We start from the raw sequence: 21,672 nt of genomic DNA on the forward strand, positions 1-21,672 counted from the left end.
ACCTCAGAAACCGAGCGACGAGACGCCCTACCAGGATGGCTGCATCACTATAATCATCACCGACCCCACACAGCCTGCGACAGGCTCGCCCCAATCACCCGCTTAACCAACCTCCCCGGACAGTACAGCTAGACCAGGTACGCGAGGTCGAGATTGACGGTGTCCATGCCCGGATTTCCTATGACGGCACCGTGAACCCGGTCCTCCACGCGGCCATGGCCCACGATGTGCTTAACCTGCACTCCCGGGACGCGGACCTGGAGGAGATTTTCCTGGCCTACTACCGCGATACCGATGCGGCCACCGAGACAGCGGCAGCGCCCGACACGACCGCGAGTGACGTCAAGACCGACGACGCGGATATGACGGCGAAGGGAAGCTGACGTGTCTCCTACTTTGCTCACGCACGAGATCCGAACCCGCCGAGTTGGTGCGGCGACGCTCGCCGTAGTCCTCGGAGCGTTCGGACTCCTTGCCATGACTCTGGCCGATGCTCTGGGCTCACTGCTGAACGACATTACCGACTCGTTTCCCGAAGCGCTCCGCACGTTTATCGGAGCGGATGCCCCGGGCGGATACGTTGTCGGGGAGATGTTCTCCCTGATCTTCCCGATCGCAGTCGTGACCTTTGCCATCATTGTCGGTGCTGGCACGCTGGCCGGGGAGGAACGCGACGGGACGATGGCGATCCTTGCATCGCAACCGGTGTCTCGCACTCGACTGCTGTGGACGAAAGCTACCGGGGTGGCTCTCGCTATTGTCGGTGTAATCGCGGTGAACTGGGTTGTCATGGCACTGTTTATCGCGGCCGGGGCCACCGAGTTGTCCCTGACTGGGTTGATGGGGGCAACCGTCCACCTCTACTTCCTCGGGGTAGCGTTCGCTGCGATCGCACTCGCAGGTGCCGCCGCCACCGGGCGGCCCGCAGCCGGGTCGGCCATCGCTGGCGCGGTGGCGGTCACGGCCTATCTCGCAGCAACGATGTTGCCGATCGCGGGACTGGACGGCTGGGCCCACGTCAGCCCCTGGTATTACTACCTCCTCAACTCCGATCCCCTGAGGACCGGGGTGACCTGGACCGACATCGCGATCTTCGCCGTGATCGCCGCAATCGCCATGGTCATCGCCACCGTGGCGTTCCGCCGCCGCGACCTGAAAGGCTGACCCATGACGACGACAACCCGCTCAGTACAACGCGCTACTCTGCCAGGCCGAGCCATATGGAGAACTGTCTACACCCGAGCTGTGGCCGACAAGGCGACGCTCGTCGGCGTCCTGGCGTTCTACGGGATGGCGGTCGCTGTTGGTGTCGGGGCTCTGTGGCCACCCCTCGAGGACACATTCGTATCGATCAGCGAGAGTTTCCCTGCCGGTTTCGACACGCTACTGGGAGGGCTGTCCATTGCCACCCCGGCGGGATGGATGCACGCCGAACTCATGTCGATCCTGGGCCCGGGTTTTCTCATCGCGGTCGCCATGATCTCTGCGGCGTCGGCAACTGCCGGTGAGGAGCAAGATCGAACCCTGGGCCTTGTCTTGTCGGCCGGGGTGCCGCGTGGCACGTTTTTGTCAGCGAAGGCCACCGCAACCCTGACACACGTCCTCATCGTTGCCGTTGCCCTGTTCGTTGGAATGCTTATCGCCAATCCCATCGGTAACCTTGGCATTCCCGTCGCCAATCTTCTCGCGGCAACCCTCAACATGGTCCTCATCGCCCTCGTATTTGGGGCGATGACGCTGGGGCTGGGTGCCGTGACAGGCGACAAACGCCTGACGCTCGCCATCACCGGTGCCGTTATCGCCGTGTCATTTATCGCCGCGAACTTCCTCGGACTGAACGAGAGTCTTGTCTGGCTATCGAAACTGAATTTCTGGTACCCGTACGTCGCCAGCACCCCGCTCGCAAACGGACTGGATTGGGGCTTGGCTGCAACGATGGTAGCCCTCGCCCTCGGCATGGGCGCCATGGCCTTCGTGGCCTTCTCCCGCCGCGCCGATCTACGAGGCTAGCGAGCGCCGTCAGCACTTGTACGACACGGTTGTCCACCTCGCTGTGGCTCGGAGCCTTGATGCCCCTCGAGGGACGGAGCGCTCCAGCGAGTTCAAGACGGGCCCAAACATTGCGTCAGTCGGCTAACGGCTACTATCTGAGGTGAGTGCTTGCCATAGCGGAAAGCATCTCTTAAGCTTTACGTTATGGAAAGCATTGAAGGACCTGCAGACGAGTTGCGCGAGTTGGAGCGTAGCGAAGCGGCCCCGTACATCAACCAGCCCTCTGCGCCGTTCTGGCTCGCACCCGTGTTTGGCTCGTGGTTCGCGGCCTATGTCGCAGCATTTGCTCTATGGAACGTCAGCATCGGCCTGTTCATCCTCAGCATGGTCGCGCTGTCTGCCGTGATCGGCTTGTTCGTCGGCTCGCTTGTACGCCAGTACGACACTCTTCCGATGCCGGGGCGAGGGAACCCGCCACCTGAGATTCGGCGCGAGTACCGTGTGTACGGCTCTGGCGCGGCGCTCATTGGCGGTCTTGTCGTCGTCGGGTGGCGGTTCGCAGGGCTCGGCCTCGCCGTCGCACTGGCATTTGTCCTCGTGAGCGTCGGTTACCACGTCTATGTTCGTCGATATGAGAATGCCGCAGAGGCCGTCCGGGAGCGGCTTCAGTGACATTGCCGCAGCTCGACCCGATTATCCATGCGCCGAAGAGGCTCATGGCGATGGCAATTTTGGCCAATGCCGAGTTCGCGACATTTCAGTTCCTCAAGGACCAGCTCGACCTCAAAGACTCGGATCTCTCGAAGCAGATGTCTACTCTCGAATCGGCGGGCTACGTCAACGTGAAGAAGCGCGGCCGCGGCCCAGGTTCCGTCACGACGTACACGATGACACCGCAGGGGGACCGCGCCTATCGGTCCCATCGGGCCGCCCTCTTTGAGATGCTCGGGCCCAAGGGCTGAGCTCGCGCTCGGCGCGCGGCGGATGTGTCCGCGCTCGGAGTCGTACGTGGGCGTGCGCTCCAGTGCCCACCGGGCAGGCCGAGCATCGGTTCCACCATCGTCGTAGGCTGGACGCACAACCGAGATGAGGTGTGAGTTATGAGCGAGGCGAAGGTATTGACTGTCGGGCATTCGACCCACCCGATCGACGAGTTCATCGAGCTTCTGACATCCGCAGGAGTGACGGACGTCGTCGATGTGCGGACCCTACCCGGATCACGCCGTTTTCCTCATTTCAACGAAGAAAATCTTGGGCCCAGCCTGGAAGATGCAGGGATTGCGTACAGCCGGGAGGAGGCTCTCGGTGGACTGCGCAAAGCCGATCCGACCATCGACCCGTCGCTCAACGGATTCTGGGAGAACAAAAGTTTCAAACGCTACGCCGACTACGCGCAACATGATGAGTTCAGGTCGGGTCTCGATCGACTCATCGGAATGCTCGGCCCGGACCGCACTCCCGCGATCATGTGTTCGGAGGCTGTCTGGTGGCGTTGCCACCGCCGAATCATCGCTGATTTTCTGCTTGCTCGGGACATCCCCGTGTTCCACCTCATGCCAAACGGCTCCACTCCGGAAGCGACCCTGACGTCAGGTGCCCGCGTTGAGGGACACAACGTGACGTACCCTGCTCCGTGACAATGCTGTGCCTCGAACCGTCAGCAAGACGGTTCGTCCTCCGGCTTCAATCACGCAAGCGAGGTCCCGACCCGAAGCCGGCCGGCTGTCATGAGCGATCACTGTCCTCGACAAGGCAGGGATTGCGTTGAGCTCGTCGTGACACGACGCTGACGTCCTAGTCGCGGTTTCCCGAGGTGCCGTCGGTTTGCATCCGAGCTTCGTCTGTCGTCACCTCACGGTTCTCGTGAGGACCCTTCGTATCCACTTTCTGGGCGACAAAGTAAAGAACGACGCCGATGATGAGAAGTCCGGCCGCGAGGAGCCAGACCTCGGCGGTCTGCTGGGTAAGCAACACAACGCAGCTACCAAGTGCGAGCACGGGAATGGGGGAGGGGATCGTGAAGTGGCTGTGCTTGACGCGGTCCTTCTTGAGCACGAGGACGGCAAGGTTCGTCGAGATGAAGACGAACAGGAGGAAGAGGACAACAGCCTCCGCCAGCAACTCGAGCTCACCAGCGAGAGCGAGGACGGCGGATAGGGCGGCGGTAACGATGATCGCGACCCACGGGGTGCGACGGGTCGGCAGGACAGCTGTGAAGACGCTCGGGAGGAGACCTTCATCAGCCATGCCGTAGACGAGCCGGGAACTCATGATTGACGTCATGAGGGCGGTGTTTGCAATGGCGACAAGCGCGATCGTGCTGAACAGCCAGCTCGGGAACGACACACCGGTGGCGCTCACGACGTCAAGTAGGGGACCGGTCGATTCAGCCAATTCTTCGGGCGGCAACATGATGGACGACGCCATCGCGACGAGAACATATCCGAAGCCGGCGACGAGGAGCGCGCCGAACAGTGCGCGCGGATAGACGCGGGTGACGTCCCTGACTTCCTCGGCCACGTTGGCTGACGTCTCAAAGCCGACAAAGCTGTAGAACGCGAGCAGAGCCATGCCGAGGATGCCGCTCGCTGTGCTGACGTCGTCGGGTGTTTGCGTGAGACGGGACGTGTCACCCATCCCGTCGCCCATCGCTATCGCAACAACGACGAGGACGAGGACAAGGCCTGTCGTCTCGATGATCGTCATGACGAGGTTCGTCCGCACCGACTCTTTGATGCCACGCATGTTAATGAGCGCGAGGATCGCAAGGAAGATCGGTGCCGCGATAGGAACCGGGACGGGCATAATCGCCGACAGGTAATCTCCCGCGAAGGCAATCGCGAGTGCGCCGACCGAGACAATACCGGCGCTGAGCATGCAGTAGCCGACGAGGAAAGCGATGACGGGACTCTTGTAGGCCCGCTTAGCGAAGACAGCTGCCCCGCCCGCCTTTGGATACTTCGTGACGAGCTCCGCATACGATCCAGCCGTCAGTAGCGCCATGAGGAGAGCAACGATGATCGGTGCCCACGTCATTCCGCCCGCGCCGCCAGCAAGACGCCCCGACAGGGCATAGACACCGGCTCCGAGAACATCTCCAAGGATGAAGGCGAAGAGGAGGAGCCCGCCCATACCCTGCTTCAGCCGTGACTGTGGCTCTGCCATTGTGCCCAACCTTCGTTCTCGATGAGCGCGGGGCTACCCGCGCGCGGGCGATGCCCGTCGGTGCCCTAGTATGCAACGATGTCACGCCAGTCGCATGTTGTGTTCTGGATAGATGTATCCGTTCATGCAGGCTGAGCCGGCACTGGAAAGCTCGGTATGATGCGGCAGAGAAGGACGGCCGCATGCCGCCGCCAGCGCTGTCAGGTGCCAAGAGCGGTAGACTTTGGCGGTGCTCCACTCAGTCCTCACCCACCTCCATGCCTATGACCCCCGAGAGGATGATCAACGCAGCCTGCGAGACGCCTATCTCGATGAAGTGTCGAGACGGGGCGAGAAGATGCTGTGGAAAGGCCTGGCCGAACACCACATAACGGCCAGCTGCTTCGTTTTCTCACCATCCTTCGACCAGATCCTCCTCACGTACCACCGCAAGGGACAGTTCTGGGTGCAGTTCGGCGGCCACCTTGAGATGTCAGACCGATCGCTCGATGAGACGGCTCTACGAGAGGCACGCGAAGAGAGCGGCATCCACGCGTTGGAACTCATCGGAGGGATTGTCGACCTTGACAGGCACGATCTGCATGGAGGGTTCACGTGCCGCACCCACTGGGATGCTGGCTTTGTTGCGCTCGCGGACCCGGGGCTTTCCGTCAGCGTGAGTGACGAGAGTGAGGCAGTCGCGTGGTGGCCTGTGAGAGCTCTCCCTATCGGCGCAACCGCTGACCTTCCTCACCGCGTCGAGCGGGCGCTCACGTCCCTCGGGTAAGGCTCCGCGACCGCGGGGCGCCATCAATTCTTCTCTGCCGCATTCTGTTTCTTCTTCCTGTTTCTTCTTCCCGCTGGTGACGCCCACGCAATGCGGGACCTGCCGGGCGATAATGAATGCCCAGCCTCATGAGCAATGATGAGAGTGTGCGTCACACAGGACGCGACGAATGAAGGGCATATGAATAGACCTGTCGACAAGATTGAGCAGAGAGTTCAGTGGCATGCGATGAGCGTGGACGAATCGGCGGCCAAGCTCGGAGTGAGCACCCGTGGGTTACGTGCCAAGGAGGCGAGCGAGCGGCTCGATACTTATGGCCGAAACGAGCTCAAGCCGCAGGCTGGTGATTCCGTTTTCCGTCGCGCGGTTCGGCAGTTCAACGACCCGATGATTTGGGTTCTCATCGGTGCAGGCATCTTCACCGCCTTGCTCGGCCAATGGGTCGACACCGCCGTCATCTTGGGCGTCGTCGTCATCAACGCGATCATTGGCTTCGTCCAAGAGGGCAAGGCTGAGGATGCGCTTGAGGGAATCCGTACGATGCTCTCCGTCAGCGCGGAGGTCCGACGTGATGGCACGTGGGTTTATGTTCCAGCCGAGGAGGTCGTGCCGGGTGACAGCGTCCGCCTGGACGCGGGCGATAGAGTTCCAGCCGACATGAGACTGTGTGACGCCTCGAGTCTCCACATCGACGAGGCGCCGCTGACTGGCGAATCCGAGCCTGTCGAGAAATCGACAGAACCGGTCAAGCACGACACTGGGGTCGGCGACCGATCGAGCATGGCATTCTCCGGGACGACGGTCACAGGAGGGTCCGGTGCCGGAATCGTCGTCGGTACGGCAGAGAATACGGAGATCGGCAAGATCTCGGAGATGCTGTCCGAGGTCGAGTCCCTTGAGACACCTCTGACGAAGCAAATGACGACGTTCTCGACGAAGCTCGCGGTCGTTGTCGTCGTTCTCGCCGTCCTCATGTTCGGCATCGGCTTTGTTCACGACTACACGTGGAGCGACCTCGTGCTGTCCTCCATTGGCTTCGCGGTCGCAGCCATTCCCGAGGGACTCCCGGCCGTCCTCACGATCACTCTCGCGCTCGGCGTGCAGAAGATGGCTGATAAGAATGCCATCACGCGGCGCATGTACTCGGTCGAAACACTCGGCTCGGTCACAACGATCTGCTCCGACAAGACCGGCACGCTGACGAAAAACGAGATGACAGTCCGGGAAGTCGTGTCCGCCGATCACCACTACGACGTGACGGGGACCGGCTATGCCCCGGAGGGAGAGATCTCCCTTGACGGTGCTGCCGTGCATTCGGACGACGATGGACTTCACCTCCTCGCCCTCATCGCAAGCCTCGTCAATGACTCCACTGTGTCCAACCAGAACGGGACCTGGGTGCTTGCGGGCGAGCCCACCGATGGTGCGCTTCGCACGTTCGCGATGAAGGCGGGTGTCGAGCCAAGAGCGCGGCGGATCGCCAGCCTGCCGTTCGACTCGTCATACAAATACATGGCGACTCTCGACTCCATCGGCGGTCGCCGGTACGTCCACGTCAAGGGCGCTCCCGACAGGATCCTCCAACGGAGCACGACACAGGGCGCCACTCCCACGTCGACGGACCCTCTTGACAGGGAGTTCTGGGAGCGAAAGATCGACGACTACTCATCACACGGTCTCCGTCTTCTCGCCGCTGCGGTCCGCCCGGTTGACGCTGACACGATCGACCATGACATGATCGATGACCTGACATTTGTCGGTCTCTACGCGATCATCGATCCGCCCCGCGAGGAGGCAATCGACGCGATCCGGCTCTGCCAGCAGGCCGGCATCCGAGTCAAGATGATCACTGGCGACCACGGTGGAACGGCGACAGCGATCGGCCACGAGATGGGGATCGGACGGGGCCAGCGGGCCTTCTCCGGCGCGGAGCTGGAAGTCGCAAGCGATGAGGAGTTACGACAGATCGTCACCGAGCACGACATCTTTGCCCGCACGAGCCCGGAGCACAAGCTCCGGCTCGTCCGCGCCCTGCAGGCCAATGGCGAGGTTGTCTCGATGACGGGTGACGGCGTGAACGACGCGCCGTCTCTCAAGCAGGCAGACGTCGGTGTCGCCATGGGCATCAAGGGCACGGAGGCAACGAAGGACGCCGCCGATATCGTTCTCGCGGACGACAACTTCGCGACCATCGAGTCTGCGGTTGAGATGGGCAGGACGATCTATGACAACTTGCGCAAGGCGATCGTCTTCATGTTGCCAACGAACGGCGCCCAGGGCCTTGTCATCCTCACCGCCGTTCTCCTTGGTCTGACCCTTCCGCTCACTCCCGTTCAGGTCCTCTGGGTCAACATGATTACGGCCGTCACGCTGTCTCTCGCTCTAGCGTTCGAACCAGCTGAGCCGGATATCATGCGGCGGCCCCCGCGCAAGCCCGGCGGGTCGCTCCTGTCGCGCTCCGGAGTCATTCGCATTGCCTACGTCTCACTCCTCATCGGAGGTAGCACGACCGCCGTCTTCGTTATCGGACTTCAGTCGGGATGGGGTGTCGACTATTCCCGGACCGTCGCGATCAACACCCTCGTCATCGGCCAAATCTTCTACTTGCTCGCCAGCCGCTTCACGAGGACTTCCGCGATTCGCAGGGAGCTACTCACGACGAACCCGGTCTCGTGGGGGAGCATCGTCGCGATGATCACTCTTCAGGTCGGCTTCGTCTACCTGCCCTTCATGCAGGCGGCATTCTCGTCCGAGTCGGTGGGCTGGGTCGGGTGGCTTGTGCCGATGGCGGTTGGCATCGCCGTCTTCACCGTTGTGGAGATCGAGAAGGCGGTGACAACGGCGACCGGCAGCGACTGACCCGTGCTTCCCGAGCCAGCGACGACGGGAACCGGTGCAAGTTAGATGCCGACATGGTGCCGGCAAAGAGCCTGGTACGTGTCGCTTCCGCCGACCTGGTCGGGGGTGATATCGAGAGCATCGCCGAGGCCGGTTTGGGTGGGGCGGTGGTATGGCGCGGGAGCTCCGCACACGTCGCAGCGGGCCATGAGCTTGTCGACCCGGTCAGCCACGGCCATGAGTTCGGGTATCGGATCGAATGGGCGTCCGTCGAACGTGACACAGAGGCCCGCAACGATGACGCGTCGGCCGGTGTCGAGGAGGTGGGCAACGGCTGGGACGAGCGGCTGGCCGAAAAACTGGGCCTCGTCAATCGCGACGACATCCGACGTGACAGTTCGGATGATGTCATCGGCGGTTGCGACCACGCGAGCATCGTGCGTCGCGCCATCGTGGGTCGAGATATCTCCGATCCGGCCGCGATGATCGATCGCATGAGTGATGATGTCGGGTGACGCCCCCAGCTCTGTCAATCGCCGGATCTCGGCGATGAGGGCGGCGGTCTTTCCGGCGAACATCGGGCCGGTGATGACGTGAAGATGTCCAGGACTCATAGCGCCACGTTAGCGGTGCCCGCTAGAAGAAACCGGTCACATGCTTCGGGTGGCGCGGTGAGAGGATGCGAAGGCACGGGCAGAGGAGCCCGTCAGTGGGGAAATGGTACGTGGGGTTCTTCGCCCGACGTGCCGTGGGGCGGGGTGTCCCTGTGCGGGGTGGGGGCGTCCCTGCCACCGGGGTTCTGCGGAGCCCCTCCCCATCCTGGCCCTGAGAGAAATGGGTCGGGCTCGGGGGGCTGCCGGTACCGTGTCGTCTCCGGGTTCTGGTCTGCGCCGGTCGGCCTGTGGTAGTCCTCCGGTGTCGAGGTGGAGAGCAGCTTCTCCACATTCTCGACGTCACGACGGTAAGCAATGAAGCCGAGGTCAGAAATCCTCCGACCGGTCGGCACGTGCCACAGCTTCCTATCGTGGATGTCGAGGTCGCCGGGATAACGCACTGGATACGTGCCCTTCGTCCTGCCGCCGGGGCTTTTAGCTCTCACCTCATACGGCCAAATTTCGACGAGAGGCTGGACGAGCATGAGAACGCCGAAGACCGCGGCGAAACCGCCGAGGATGTAGAGAACGGGAAGGTCTGCCAGCGCCGCGCCGAGGATAAGAATGATCCCGATGGCGAGGAGCGCGATCGAGAGTCGCCTACTGTGTCTGATTGTTGTCGTCGCCATGAACCTAGCCTATGTGTCACAGATCTCACTGTCAGGTCGAGACGGCGTGGACCCGACGATGTCCCCTCGTCACACGCCAGCCTCCGATAGCGATCGACAGATATGCGCAGACGATGACACGCCCGCCGCGTACCGATTTCCCGTGCAACACACGAAAAATCGTCATCCGATTCCCCGGCCTATGACTGTTCATCGCGTGGGAGAGCATGCTGCTGGGCACCGTGTCCGGCCTATAATCACACGTGTCTCTACAGGTTCGTTCGGGCCGACAGGTCCTGCAAGGGTGATGTCATGTTTACTCTCCGTCGCACGTCCATCGCTGCGGTCGCGGCCGCCTCACTCGTGCTTGCCGGCTGTGGCGGCACAGCTGATGAGGCCGGGGGTGGACGGACCGCCGGAGGAGATCTCGTCTTCGCCACCGGAGATGCCGAACCAACGTGCCTCGATCCTCACGTTGGCGGGAATATGCCGCAGAAGATCGCCAGCATCCACGTGCTCGAGTCCCTCTTCACAATGACCCAAGATGGCGAGATCAAGCCCTGGCTCGCCGAGTCCGGCGACATGTCAGACGACGGAATGACATGGACGTTCGAGCTGAAGGAGGGTGTCGAGTTCACGGACGGCACACCATTTACCGCCGAGGCTGTCAAAGCCAATATTGAGCATCTTCAGGACCCCGCGACGGAATCGTCAACCGGCTACCTCGCAGTCGAGCACGTCGACTCAGTCGAGCCCGTCGACACGCACACCGCGGTGTTCCACATGACGGAGCCGGATGCTGCGCTCATGGAGTCTCTTGCGCAGACGTGGCTCGCCATCCAGTCGCCCACCGCGCTCGAGAGGAGCCGGGAGGAGAACTGCGAATCTCCAGTCGGCACTGGACCGTTCATCGTCGAGGAGTGGAACAAGCAACACTCGATCACGTACTCCCGCAACGACGACTACACGAGCCCGCCATCGACAGCCGAGCACGACGGTCCAGCCCTGCTCGACACACTGACCATCCGCTTCATGCCGGACGCCGCATCACGCTTCGCCGCACTCCAAGCAGGTGAGGTCCACGTCATCGACTCAGCCCAGCCCGACACGATAGCCCAAGCCAGGAGCGGTGGCGGCCCGATTAACGACCTCATCGGTGTCCGTTCAGGAGCTTCGACAAGGCTCGAGCTCAACACCGGCGGCGACACATTCTCTGACCCGCTCGTCCGTCAGGCGTTCATGCATGCCTCCGATATCGAGACGGGCGTCGACACGCTCTTCTTCGGCACCGTCGAACGGACAACAAGCCTTCTCGCCTCGAGTACCCCGCACGGCACCCGCCACGACGACGCGTTCAACTACGATCCTGAGCGCGCTTCCGAGCTGCTCGATGAGGCCGGATGGGTCAAGGGCTCCGACGGAGTGCGGACGAAGGACGGCAGACGTTTGACCGTGAGGATCCCCGTGTCAACCAACCAGTCCATTCCTGCCGAACAATCCCTACTCGAGCAGATCCAGTCCCAGGCCGCAGATGTCGGCTTCGACGTCACGCTCGACCCCATGGACCTCGCGAGCTGGTATGCGGCGGCGGGTGCCTGGGAGTTTGACGCAATCACCGCACCCTACGGTAAGTCGAGCCCCGACGTGCTCCGCATCATCTTCCACTCCGACAGCATCGAACCGGCTCCGTCCGGCTACCATGCCAACAACATCAAGGTGCGCAACGACGAGCTCGACGCACGACTTGATGAGGCGAACCAGACGACCGATGAGAAGGAACGGGCAGAGCTCTACGCACAGGCCCAGCGCATCATCATCGACGGCGCCTACGTCATGCCGCTATACGACTGGCAGACGAGAGTCCTCTACCGCGATAACGTCCACGGACTTCGCCTCGAAACGAACCTGTCGACGCCGTGGTTCCACGAGGCGTGGATCGACTAGACGTGCCGCCGGTCGCCCGCTATCTGCTCCTGCGGCTCGGGGGACTCATCGCCGTCCTCTGGGCTGTCGCGACCATTGTTTTCCTCGCACTCAAAGCCATCCCGGGCGATGAGGTGGATGCCATCCTTGGCCCCGGGTCAAACGCGAGCGACGAGGCCGTCGCGCTCGCGATCGAGACGTACGGTCTCGATGAGCCGCTCCTCGTCCAGTACTGGGTCCAGCTCAAGTCCATCGCATCGTTCAACTGGGGGATGAGCTTCTCCTATGACGAACCCGTTCGTGACCTCATCGGCGAGCAACTCCCGGCAACGCTGACGCTGGCCCTTGCCGCGCTGGGACTAGCGTGGGTCATGGCGCTCGCTTTCGCCCTCGTCAGCGTGTTTGGGAAAAGCGCATGGCGCGTCGCGTCGATGATCGAAGTTGTTTCCGCGGCCCTGCCGCACTTCGCGCTCGCCATTGTTCTCATCGTCATTTTCTCTACCTGGCTGGCGTTGCTCCCACCCGTCTCCACCGACAGCGCACAGTCCCTCATCCTTCCCGCCCTCACACTCGCCGTGCCGACGGCGGGCTTCCTCGGTCAGGTCATGCGCGAATCCATGCTCGACGCCCTCGAAGCACCGTTTACAACCTCGGCCAGAGCCCGCGGAGAGTCGACCATGGGACTCTTCTGGCGGCATCTACTACGCCACGCCGTCCTTCCGGCGATATCTCTCGCCGGGTGGGCGTTTGGTTCCCTCATGTCCGGAGCCGTCATTGTCGAAGAAATCTTCGCCCGCCAGGGCATCGGCCGTACCCTTCTCGGCGCAGTCGGGGTGCGAGACATGCCGCTCGTCATCGGCATCCTCATGGTAATCGCAACCATCTATGTCGTCGTCATGCTCGTGGTTGACGCCGTCGAAGCCGCGGTTGACCCGCGGGTGAGGAGACCCGCGTGAGCACCGTCGTTCTCACACAGACAGCGCGCAACAAGAGAGGGCTCGGTTTAGGTGGCTGGGCGTCACTCGTGGTCCTTGCGATTTTCCTCGTGTGCGCAGTCGCCCCAGACCTTGTCGCACCGGGCAATCCACTCGCGGTCGATCCCGGTGCCGGCTTCATGCCGCCCAGCGCGGATCACTGGTTCGGTACCGACGAGTCGGGACGGGACACGTTCCGCCGGGTCGTCCACGGAACGGGCGATTCACTCGTCATCGGTGTCGCCGCCACCGGCATCGGCCTCGCCATTGCATCACTACTTGGGATCGGCGCAGCGCTCGGGCCGCGGTGGCTCGACTTCACCCTGTCCCGCTTTGTCGAGGTTCTGTTTGCTCTGCCCGGCATCGTCCTCGCCCTCCTCCTTATCACCGTCGTCGGCCCCGGCGTCACAACCTCGACCATTGCGGTCGGCCTTGCGACGGCGCCGGGGTACGCACGAATGATCCGCACCCAGACCATCGCCATCGCGAACTCCGGCTACGTCGAGGCTGATCGTGCGCTCGGACGGACGAGGCGCCAGATTCTCGCCCGCAGGATTGCCCCCAACCTCGTCGTGCCACTCTTCGTTATTGCAACCCTCGGTGTTGGCCAGGGAGTGGTGTGGGCAGCGTCCCTGTCCTACCTGGGCCTCGGAGTCGCTCCGCCCTCGCCGGAATGGGGGGCGATGATGAATGCGGGTCGCACCTATCTCACGTCCTCCGCGTGGTGGATGACGCTCTTCCCAGGCGTTGCGATCATCCTCACGGCCGTGTCGACAACGGTCCTGTCCCGCTCGATCGCCGCCGCCTCTCGGAGGGCGTGATGGAGCCGATCTACCGTGTCCGAGACCTATCCGTGTCGTTCGACAAGCCAGTCGTCACACGCGTGTCCTTCGACCTCGTTCCGGGCCGGTGCCTCGCCCTCGTCGGTGAGTCCGGGTCGGGTAAGTCCGTCACCGCAAGGGCACTACTCGGCCTCGCCGGTAGCGATGCCACCGTCACCGGCGAGCTACTCATCGATGGTCGACACATGACGGGCGCGAGCACGAGATCGTGGCGCAAGGTGCGAGGAAGGCGTATTGGCCTTGTTCTGCAGGACGCCCTCGTCTCACTCGATCCACTTCGCCCCATCGGCCGGGAAGTGGCCGACACGCTTCGTTTGCACACGGACGTTGCTCGCCGCGACATACCTGGCCGCGTCGTCGACGTTCTCGAACGTGTCGGACTGGACGATGCAGGGGATCGATCTCGCCAGCGCTCCGGAGAGCTATCCGGCGGCCAGCGCCAGCGCGCCCTCATCGCCGCCGCCATCGCGGCCGACCCGCCGATCATCATCGCGGACGAACCGACGACGGCCCTCGATCGTAGCGTCCAGAGCCACATCGTCCGCCTCCTTGCAGACCTGCGAGATTCCGGTCAAGCTGTCCTTCTTATCACCCACGATCTCGGGATCGCGAAAGAGATCGCCGACGACGTGTGCGTCATGGCGGACGGTCGCATCGTCGATGCTGGCCCAGACGTGCTCACCGCCTCCTCTCATCCGACAACCCGCCGGCTCCTCACCGCGGTCCCGACACGGTCGACCACGCCGCCTCGGCCCCCCGCTCCCGCTGTCCTCGAGGCAAAGGGACTCGAGCGGATATTCCCGGGAAGGGCCGGTGCCCCCGACCGCGTCGCGGTCGATAATGTGGATCTCACTCTCATGGCGGGCGAGACTCTCGGTCTGGTCGGTTCGTCCGGCTCGGGAAAGACGACACTCGCCCGGCTTCTGCTCGCCATCGACACGCCCACCGCAGGCGACGTCAGACTTCTCGGTGAACCGTGGGCGACAGTTCCAGAGAGTGCGCGCCGCAAGCGCCGTTCCGGCATCTCCGTCATTTACCAGGACGCCCTGTCCTCATTCGACCCGCGAGTGCGGGTGGGAACGATCCTCGCCGATGCGGCGTCAATGGGGAACGTGCCGACCTGGCGACGAGCCCCGGCCGAGCTGAGGGCGCGCGTGCAGGAGTTGCTGGGAGATGTCGGACTGGCTCCTGAGACGGTCGACAGGAGACCGCTTCACCTCTCGGGTGGGATGAGACAGCGGGTCGCGATCGCCCGCGCCCTTGCCACTGATCCGCAGGTGCTCGTCTCCGATGAGCCGGTCTCTTCCCTCGACGTCACTGTCCAGGCGGAGATCCTCGATCTGCTTGCCCGCCTTCAGGAGGAGCGGGGCCTCACTCAACTCTTTATCTCGCACGATCTTGATGTCATCGGGCAGGTCGCCGACCGGATTGCCATCATGTCGGATGGCCGCATTGTCGAGCTAGGCAACCGTGATGATGTGCTTGACAGGCCAACCCACCCGGCGACGAAAGCTCTTGTCTCGCGACGGTGAGTCCTGCCCGCTGTGAGAGGAACGGTGTGAACCGGCCGCGATCATGTCGATAGGGTTGTGTGCATGACCCATTTCGATCTCCTTATTATCGGCACCGGTTCCGGCAACACTCTGCCGGGGCCCGAGTTCGACGGACTGTCCATCGCCCTCGTCGAGAAGGGACTATTCGGCGGGACCTGCCTCAACGTCGGCTGCATCCCGACGAAGATGTTCACGTACACAGCCGAGATCGCCACGACCCCGGCGAGGGCGCCGAAGTACGGGGTGAGTCAGACCCTCGACGGAGTCGACTGGCCCGCGATCCGGGACCGGGTGTTCGGCAGAATCGATCCGATCGCTGCGGGCGGCGAAGAGTACCGCAAGGTCCACGTAGACAACCGAAACCTCACGGTCTATCAGGGCGTCGGCAGGTTCACAGGACCACGGAGGATGGTTGTCGCCACTGCCGATGGCGACAAGGAGATCACCGCCGACAGGGTCGTGATCGCCGCCGGCGCGCGGCCCTCGTTCCCGGCGGTTGCAGGATTGGCAGAAGCGGGCCCCCTCACCTCGGACACGGTCATGCGAATGGAGGAGCTGCCGGGCTCAATGATCATTATCGGATCCGGCTACATTGGCGCGGAAATGGCTCACATTTTTTCGTCCCTGGGAGTCGACGTCACGCTCGTTGCACGTGGCCCCGTCCTGCTACGCCACCACGACAGTGACATCTCCGACGCGTACACAAAGATCGTGTCGGGAAAGTACCGCGTCAAGCTTCGGTTCAACACCGGGCTTGTCGAGCGGCGCGATGGTCGGGTGCGAGTGTCGGGCAGGGTCGGGGACAAGAAGGAGACGCTGGAGGCAGATGAGGTGCTCGTCGCGACCGGCCGGATTCCGAACTCCGACAGGCTCGAGGTTGCTACTGCCGGTATCGGCACCCATGCCGACGGCAGGGTCATGGTCGACGAGTACCAGAGGGTGCTCGACCCGCAGGGCCACGTCATCGACGGCGTCTTCGCGTTGGGGGACATCAGTTCCGAGTGGCAGCTCAAACACGTCGCCAATAAGGAGGCGAAGACCGTCCGGCATAACCTCCTCCACCCAGACCAGATGAAGCCGACCGATCACCGGTTTGTCCCGCACGCCGTGTTCGGCGATCCGCAGATTGCCTCGGTTGGAATGACCGAGGCTGAGGCACAAGTCAAGGGTCTCGATTACGTGGTGGGGAAGCAGGAGTACTCGGGGATCGCATACGGCTGGGCGATGGAGGACACGACCGGGTTCGCGAAGATTATCGCCGACCGGGAGACAACTGAAATCCTCGGCGCCCACATCATGGGTGCGCACGCCCCCACTCTTATTCAGATCCTCATCCAAGCCATGTCGACTGGACAGACGGCCCGCGACATCGTCGACACTCAATACTGGATCCACCCCGCCATGCCCGAACTTGTCGAGAACGCCCTCCTCCAGATCACCGGCTGACACGTCGGGAGGCGTTATCGTCCACACGGGCAGGAGGGAGACTTCGGTCGCCAATGTGGTCACGCAACGCGTGGGGGGGCGGATCTCAGATCCGCCCCCAATTCTCGCTCTGTCATCCTGCCGAGGACAACGCGCTAGCCACTGGTGCCGAGGACAACGTTGACGAACGGCTCACCGGAGATGTAGTTGCCGACCTGACGGCGCACCAACCGGTTCATCCTCGAGTACATCGCGCTCGTGTTGCCACCGATGTGGGGAGTGATGAGGGTGGCCTTCTCGAACAGCGGATGACCATCCGGGAGCGGCTCCGGGTCGGTGACGTCGAGAGTGATCCGGAGGCGGTCCGCGTGCTTGAGCAGAGCATCCGTATCGGCAACCTTGCCACGAGCAATATTGACGAGGATGGCACCGTCCTTCATAGCTGACAGGAACTCGTCGTCGACGAGGTTCTCTGTTGACTCATTGAGTGGGACAACGACGATGACGGAATCAGCATCGGGCAGGAGCTCTGGCAGGTCGCTGAGGGAATACACCTTGCCGTAGATATCTTCCCGCGCGCGGCGGGCCACCCGTACGACGTTCGTTTCAAACGGGGCGAGCCGCTGTGCAATGGCAGTACCAACACCGCCGATGCCAATGAGGATGATCTTCGTGTCGGCCAGGCCGAGAGTGTCAAAGCTCTCCCACCGGCCTTCCCGCTGCTGTGCCGCCACCCGGTCGATGTCGCGGGCGGCATAGAGAAGCATGGCAAGCGCATGCTCGGCCGTTGCTGTCTCGTGCACCGTCGCCGCGTTCGCGACCTCGAGGCCATCGGGCAGGTCACGCGGGATCGAGTCGTAGCCGATCGAGCCTAGCTGGAGGAGCTTCGTCCCCGTCTCGGCAACGCGCTCGACCAGGTCGGCGGTGGTGACGTGGGGGGCGACCGCGATGTCGATGTGCTCGGCAGGTGGCGGCGTCTTGAAATCCCACTCAAGAACGGTGATCCCCGGAATGTCGAGGTCGATCGTCCAGTCTGGCGATATGGCAATAGTCACGTTAGTCACGCCTCTAACCTACATGGCTCCTGTGCTTTCGACTACCGGATCACCAGCCAGCACTCTCGCGTGCGTTCGCCCCGTCGTGCTAGTCGCGCCCAGCGGCGAGTATCTCGTCGAGATCAGCGAGCGGAATACCGAAAGCGTCGGCGACGCCCGGCTCGACGAGATGACCGCCAGCGGCTTGAAGCCCGAGGGCGAGATCGCGGCGCCGCCGCATCGCCTCGAACGGACCCTCGGCGAGCATCTTGACGTACGGCAGGGTTTGGTCTGTCAGAGCAGTAGTCGCCGAGACGGGCACCGCACCCGGCATGTTGCCAACGCAGTAGTACGTTCGACCGTCCTCATGGTAGATGGGGTCGTGGTGAGAGGTCGGGCGAGACCCAGCGAAGCACCCTCCTTGGTCGATGGCGACGTCGACGAGAAGAACATTGTCGCGGAGATCGGCGAACATGTCGTCACTGATGAGTTGCGGGGTGCGGCCGCCCGGGATGAGGACGGTGCCAATAATGACATCCGCGATACTCGCCTCGTCGAGGATGTGAGCGGGGGAGGACGTATGCGTTCTGATTCGGGTTCCGTATTCGCGGTCGAGCTCACGCAGCTTTTGCGTGTTGATGTCCATGATCGTCACATCAGCGCCCATGCCAACCGCGACTTTCGCCGCATGTGAGCCGACGGTGCCGGCGCCGAGAATAAGGGTGCGAACGGGCGGTACACCTGGCACGCCCCCCATGAGCCGGCCCGGCCCACCGAACGGCTTCATGAGCAGGTGCGCGGCTTCCTGAGGTGCCAGCCGGCCAGCAATCTCCGACATCGGCATGAGGAGCGGTAACGAGCCGTCATCGAGCTGAACCGTCTCATAGGCAATGGCGGTGGCCCCGGAATCGACGATGCGGCGCGAGAGACTCTCATCTGCCGCAAGGTGGAGGTAGGTAAACAGCGTCTGACCCTCGCGAAGCCGGTCGAGTTCGCGCCCGATCGGCTCCTTGACCTTGACGACCATGTCGGCGCGCTCCCAGACAGCATCGGCGCTGTCGACAATCTCTGCCCCGGCTGCGACGTAGTCGGCGTCGGCGCAGGCAGCGCCTACACCAGCCCCGGTCTGGACGACGACGGTGTGTCCCGCGGCCATGAGCTCAGCCGCCCCTGCGGCCGTTAGCCCAACTCGTGATTCGTCGTCTTTGATCTCAACCGGGATGCCAATGATCATGGTGGTCCTCTCTTTCGTAGTCCATAGTAGACGCGCCTACCCCGGACCGGCATGTTGGCGCCGTCGCTGATCTTGGGACCGATGTGTGGTAGTCCAGCACAGCAGACTGATGTCATGTTGTGCTGTGGTGAACTCTGCTCCGTCTGCCTACGATGGCACGGTGAATGAGAATCTGACCCGCGCCGAAGCGGCCGCCCGAAGCAGTATCGTCATCGACTCCTACCGCGTCCTCCTCGACGTGCGCGGGCACGAAACCTTCGACGTCGTCTCGACTGTCTCCTTTACCGCTGATATGGAGGAGACATTCCTCGATTTCATTGGCGCCGAGGTGAGCTCTGTCGAGGTCAACGGCGAGGACCGTGAGGTCGAATGGGATGGCGCCCGCATCGCACTGAACGGGCTCGCCGAGCACAACGTCGTGACCGTTCACGGACGCGGCCGTTTCTCGACCTCGGGGGAGGGGTTGCATCGGTTTGTCGACCCGCTCGACGGGTCTGTCTACCTCTATACCCAGTACGAGCCAGCAGACTGCCGCCGCGTGTTTCCCACGATGGAGCAGCCCGATCTCAAAGCCTCGTTCACGTTCGAGATCACCGCACCATCGTCGTGGATTGTTCTGTCAAACCGTGAGGAGGTCGCCAGTGAGGAGGTCGATGGGGGAGTGCGCCATGAGTTCGCTCCAACAGAGCGGATCTCCACCTATCTTACCGCCGTCGTCGCCGGCCCTTACCATCGCGTCACGTCAGAGAAGGATCCGCGATTCTCCCTCTATTGCCGGGCGACCCTGGCCGAGTATCTCGACCATGAGGACATCTTCGATATTTCCCTCGCGGGGCTCGCAACGTTCGAAGAAGCCTTCGACTACCCCTATCCGTGGGGGAAGTACGACCAGGTATTCGTCCCCGAATACAACCTCGGAGCGATGGAGAACCCGGGGCTCGTCACGTTCACCGAGGCGTATATCTTCCGCGGGCAGTCGACCCGGGCGCAGCACGCGGCTCGGGCGAACACGATTCTCCACGAGATGAGCCACATGTGGTTTGGCGACCTTGTCACCCCCGTGTGGTGGGATGACCTGTGGCTGAAGGAGTCCTTCGCCGAATTCATGGGGGCCTGGGCAAGCACCCGGGCCACGGAGTTCACGGATGCATGGGCGGCATTTACCGCTCGTCGTAGCGCCTGGGCGTTCCTCAACGATATGAGGCCAACCACTCATCCCATCGTCGCCGACATCGTCGATCTCGAAGCTGCCGACCAGGCATTCGACGGCATCACCTACGCGAAGGGAGCGGCAGCGCTACGGCAACTTGTTGCCTACGTCGGCGAGGAGGCCTTCTTCGCAGGCGCCAGGATCTTTTTCACACGCCACGCCTACGCGAACGCGTCCCTCGACGACCTGCTTGCGACCCTTGAAGAGACGTCCGGACGAGACCTCGGCGCCTGGGCGGATGAATGGCTCCACACGACAGGAGTATCCGTTCTCACCGTCGAGGGCAGCACGATCCGCCAGGTAGGGACCGAGCCATCCGGAACTGAGATACGCCGTCCGCACCGAATGAGCGTCGGGGCGTACAGCCGCTCTGGCGGTGAGCTGACGCTAGTTGCCGATGAAACAGTCGAACTGACGGATTCGGTCACCGTTGCCGTCAACGGAGACGTCATTATCCCCAATCACGAAGCCCACACGTATGCGATTGTCGCTCTCGACGACACCCAGATTGAACATGTGCTCCGCCAACGGATCGCAGACCCGCTGGCGCGGAGCGTCGTATGGACGGGATTGTGGGAGGCGGTGCGTGACGCCAGACTCGACCCTGCACGTTATCTTGAGGCCGTCGGTCGCTTCCATGATGAAGAGGATGCGACGCTGCTTAGCCAGATGATCCGTAACTGTGACTATCTCGTCGAACACTATGTCGCCGATGTCGACACAGCCCGGACGGCATGGTTCGGTATCTGTGACGACTCGTGGCGCGACGCCGTCGCCGACCGGGATGCCGACCGCATTTACCTGTGGCGCTCTGCCCTCGCTCGTGCTGGCGCGACACTCCCCGAGGCTGAGCGGGTACTTCGGGAGGCTCTCGCGACCGTTCGAGGTGACAGGGACGAGCGGTGGAAGATTCTCATCGCGCTCGCGTCGACCGGTTCCGCGGGAGAGCCGGAGCTTGATGCGGAGCTCGTCAATCCGGCTGAAGCCGATGTCGTCGCCCACATGGAGGCAATAGCCTCGATTCCCGGCAAGCGCCGTGCAGCCTACGAACGGGCGCTTCACGAGTCCCTCTCCAACGACAGGATCTCTGCCCTCCTCGCAGGTGCGACAGCGCGGTACGAGGAGGAGTCGTATCCCTTCTTCGAGATCGCTCAGTCCGTGTGGGCTGAGCGGACCCAGGAAATAGCTGAGCGCATCCTCTACGCCGTGTTCCCGCACAGGGAGTCTGCGATAGCCGAGGCGGAGACCTGGCTCGAGGGCGCCGGCGCCGACGCGCCCCGCGCCTTGAAGAAGATCGTTATCGACGGGCTCGACACATTGAGGCGCGACCGACGGGTCAGGACGATGTTTGGTGACTCAGCGAGATTCCCCATGACGAACCACTGAGGCTGGGGACTCCCGGTCATGAGACGGGCGGGATGGGGGATGTTGCGCATGCCCAGACACCCGAACTGG

General features: G+C 62.8%; 20 protein-coding genes. 15 read left to right on the forward strand and 5 right to left on the reverse strand.

Going from position 1 to position 21,672, the window contains the following annotated elements; all coding sequences use genetic code 11:
* The 7 genes from H7E91_RS08395 to H7E91_RS08425 all read left to right on the forward strand — a co-directional run.
* The coding region (locus H7E91_RS08395; RefSeq protein ID WP_182354407.1) for an integrase core domain-containing protein at positions 1-132 on the forward strand (132 nt) is incomplete at its 5' end.
* Between the two features lie 59 nt (positions 133-191).
* A complete protein-coding gene (locus H7E91_RS08400; RefSeq protein ID WP_182354654.1) occupies positions 192-383 on the forward strand; it encodes a hypothetical protein in 192 nt (63 codons plus the stop codon).
* A 1-nt stretch (position 384) separates the two neighbouring features.
* Entirely contained in the window at positions 385-1,164 is a 780-nt protein-coding gene (locus H7E91_RS08405; protein ID WP_182354655.1) for an ABC transporter permease subunit, read from the forward strand.
* Between the two features lie 81 nt (positions 1,165-1,245).
* Entirely contained in the window at positions 1,246-2,010 is a 765-nt protein-coding gene (locus H7E91_RS08410; protein ID WP_182354656.1) for an ABC transporter permease subunit, read from the forward strand.
* Positions 2,011-2,196: 186 nt separating this feature from the next.
* Positions 2,197-2,664 (forward strand): hypothetical protein, encoded by a 468-nt coding sequence (locus tag H7E91_RS08415; protein WP_182354657.1) that lies wholly within the window; start codon positions 2,197-2,199, stop codon positions 2,662-2,664.
* Positions 2,661-2,954, forward strand: a complete 294-nt coding sequence (locus H7E91_RS08420; RefSeq protein ID WP_206680390.1) for a transcriptional regulator — start codon at positions 2,661-2,663, stop codon at positions 2,952-2,954. Before H7E91_RS08415 ends, H7E91_RS08420 begins: the two co-directional genes overlap by 4 nt.
* Before the next feature lie 138 nt (positions 2,955-3,092).
* Positions 3,093-3,629, forward strand: coding sequence for a DUF488 domain-containing protein (locus tag H7E91_RS08425; RefSeq protein ID WP_182354658.1), 537 nt, complete (start codon positions 3,093-3,095; stop codon positions 3,627-3,629).
* Positions 3,630-3,786: 157 nt separating this feature from the next.
* Here H7E91_RS08425 and H7E91_RS08430 read toward each other — a convergent pair whose 3' ends face one another.
* Complete coding sequence (locus H7E91_RS08430; RefSeq protein WP_182354659.1) at positions 3,787-5,157, reverse strand: APC family permease; 1,371 nt, start codon at positions 5,155-5,157, stop codon at positions 3,787-3,789.
* Positions 5,158-5,386: 229 nt separating this feature from the next.
* Here H7E91_RS08430 and H7E91_RS08435 point away from each other — a divergent pair, with 229 nt between their 5' ends.
* The gene (locus H7E91_RS08435; RefSeq protein ID WP_206680391.1) at positions 5,387-5,923 is read left to right on the forward strand and encodes an NUDIX domain-containing protein; all 537 of its coding nucleotides are present in this window, start codon (positions 5,387-5,389) and stop codon (positions 5,921-5,923) included.
* A gap of 180 nt (positions 5,924-6,103) precedes the next feature.
* On the forward strand, positions 6,104-8,782 hold the full coding sequence (locus H7E91_RS08440; RefSeq protein WP_182354660.1) for an HAD-IC family P-type ATPase: 2,679 nt from the start codon (positions 6,104-6,106) through the stop codon (positions 8,780-8,782).
* Positions 8,783-8,823: 41 nt separating this feature from the next.
* On the opposite strand, the gene H7E91_RS08445 is transcribed toward H7E91_RS08440, so the two are convergent.
* Positions 8,824-9,375 (reverse strand): thymidine kinase, encoded by a 552-nt coding sequence (locus tag H7E91_RS08445; RefSeq protein ID WP_182354661.1) that lies wholly within the window; start codon positions 9,373-9,375, stop codon positions 8,824-8,826.
* Between the two features lie 92 nt (positions 9,376-9,467).
* Entirely contained in the window at positions 9,468-10,043 is a 576-nt protein-coding gene (locus tag H7E91_RS08450; RefSeq protein WP_182354662.1) for a hypothetical protein, read from the reverse strand.
* Positions 10,044-10,334: 291 nt separating this feature from the next.
* On the opposite strand from H7E91_RS08450, the gene H7E91_RS08455 reads away from it, so the two are divergent.
* The 5 genes from H7E91_RS08455 to H7E91_RS08475 all read left to right on the forward strand — a co-directional run bounded on the left by H7E91_RS08455 (position 10,335) and on the right by H7E91_RS08475 (position 16,760).
* Complete coding sequence (locus tag H7E91_RS08455) at positions 10,335-11,966, forward strand: ABC transporter substrate-binding protein (RefSeq protein WP_182354663.1); 1,632 nt, start codon at positions 10,335-10,337, stop codon at positions 11,964-11,966.
* The gene (locus H7E91_RS08460; RefSeq protein WP_206680392.1) at positions 11,954-12,901 is read left to right on the forward strand and encodes an ABC transporter permease subunit; all 948 of its coding nucleotides are present in this window, start codon (positions 11,954-11,956) and stop codon (positions 12,899-12,901) included. Before H7E91_RS08455 ends, H7E91_RS08460 begins: the two co-directional genes overlap by 13 nt.
* Entirely contained in the window at positions 12,898-13,740 is an 843-nt protein-coding gene (locus H7E91_RS08465) for an ABC transporter permease subunit (protein ID WP_182354664.1), read from the forward strand. The genes H7E91_RS08460 and H7E91_RS08465 overlap by 4 nt, the downstream gene beginning before the upstream one ends.
* Entirely contained in the window at positions 13,740-15,293 is a 1,554-nt protein-coding gene (locus H7E91_RS08470; protein ID WP_182354665.1) for an ATP-binding cassette domain-containing protein, read from the forward strand. The genes H7E91_RS08465 and H7E91_RS08470 overlap by 1 nt, the downstream gene beginning before the upstream one ends.
* 63 nt (positions 15,294-15,356) lie before the next feature.
* The gene (locus tag H7E91_RS08475; RefSeq protein ID WP_182354666.1) at positions 15,357-16,760 is read left to right on the forward strand and encodes a mycothione reductase; all 1,404 of its coding nucleotides are present in this window, start codon (positions 15,357-15,359) and stop codon (positions 16,758-16,760) included.
* 134 nt (positions 16,761-16,894) lie between these two features.
* Here H7E91_RS08475 and H7E91_RS08480 read toward each other — a convergent pair whose 3' ends face one another.
* Together H7E91_RS08480 and ald are read right to left on the reverse strand one after the other, a co-directional pair.
* The gene (locus tag H7E91_RS08480; protein ID WP_182354667.1) at positions 16,895-17,803 is read right to left on the reverse strand and encodes an NAD(P)-dependent oxidoreductase; all 909 of its coding nucleotides are present in this window, start codon (positions 17,801-17,803) and stop codon (positions 16,895-16,897) included.
* A gap of 79 nt (positions 17,804-17,882) precedes the next feature.
* Complete coding sequence (ald, locus tag H7E91_RS08485) at positions 17,883-19,007, reverse strand: alanine dehydrogenase (protein ID WP_182354668.1); 1,125 nt, start codon at positions 19,005-19,007, stop codon at positions 17,883-17,885.
* A 160-nt stretch (positions 19,008-19,167) separates the two neighbouring features.
* Between ald and pepN the strand changes: the two genes are divergently transcribed.
* Positions 19,168-21,603: an aminopeptidase N gene (gene pepN, locus H7E91_RS08490; RefSeq protein ID WP_206680393.1), complete on the forward strand. Its 2,436-nt coding sequence runs from the start codon at positions 19,168-19,170 to the stop codon at positions 21,601-21,603.
* Positions 21,604-21,672 lie beyond the last annotated feature (69 nt).

This window comes from Flaviflexus huanghaiensis (assembly GCF_014118685.1).
In the GTDB taxonomy this organism is placed as follows: Bacteria; Actinomycetota; Actinomycetes; order Actinomycetales; family Actinomycetaceae; genus Flaviflexus; species Flaviflexus huanghaiensis.

Bases quoted from the DNA above. Each gene is read 5' to 3' on its own strand.
- H7E91_RS08455 (WP_182354663.1), top strand. From the start codon at position 10,335: ATGTTTACTCTCCGTCGCACGTCCATCGCTGCGGTCGCGGCCGCCTCA.
- H7E91_RS08425 (WP_182354658.1), top strand. From the start codon at position 3,093: ATGAGCGAGGCGAAGGTATTGACTGTCGGGCATTCGACCCACCCGATC.
- H7E91_RS08415 (WP_182354657.1), top strand. From the start codon at position 2,197: ATGGAAAGCATTGAAGGACCTGCAGACGAGTTGCGCGAGTTGGAGCGT.
- H7E91_RS08475 (WP_182354666.1), top strand. From the start codon at position 15,357: ATGACCCATTTCGATCTCCTTATTATCGGCACCGGTTCCGGCAACACT.
- H7E91_RS08470 (WP_182354665.1), top strand. From the start codon at position 13,740: ATGGAGCCGATCTACCGTGTCCGAGACCTATCCGTGTCGTTCGACAAG.
- H7E91_RS08440 (WP_182354660.1), top strand. From the start codon at position 6,104: ATGAATAGACCTGTCGACAAGATTGAGCAGAGAGTTCAGTGGCATGCG.
- H7E91_RS08450 (WP_182354662.1), bottom strand. From the start codon at position 10,043: ATGGCGACGACAACAATCAGACACAGTAGGCGACTCTCGATCGCGCTC.
- ald (WP_182354668.1), bottom strand. From the start codon at position 19,007: ATGATCATTGGCATCCCGGTTGAGATCAAAGACGACGAATCACGAGTT.
- H7E91_RS08445 (WP_182354661.1), bottom strand. From the start codon at position 9,375: ATGAGTCCTGGACATCTTCACGTCATCACCGGCCCGATGTTCGCCGGA.
- H7E91_RS08430 (WP_182354659.1), bottom strand. From the start codon at position 5,157: ATGGCAGAGCCACAGTCACGGCTGAAGCAGGGTATGGGCGGGCTCCTC.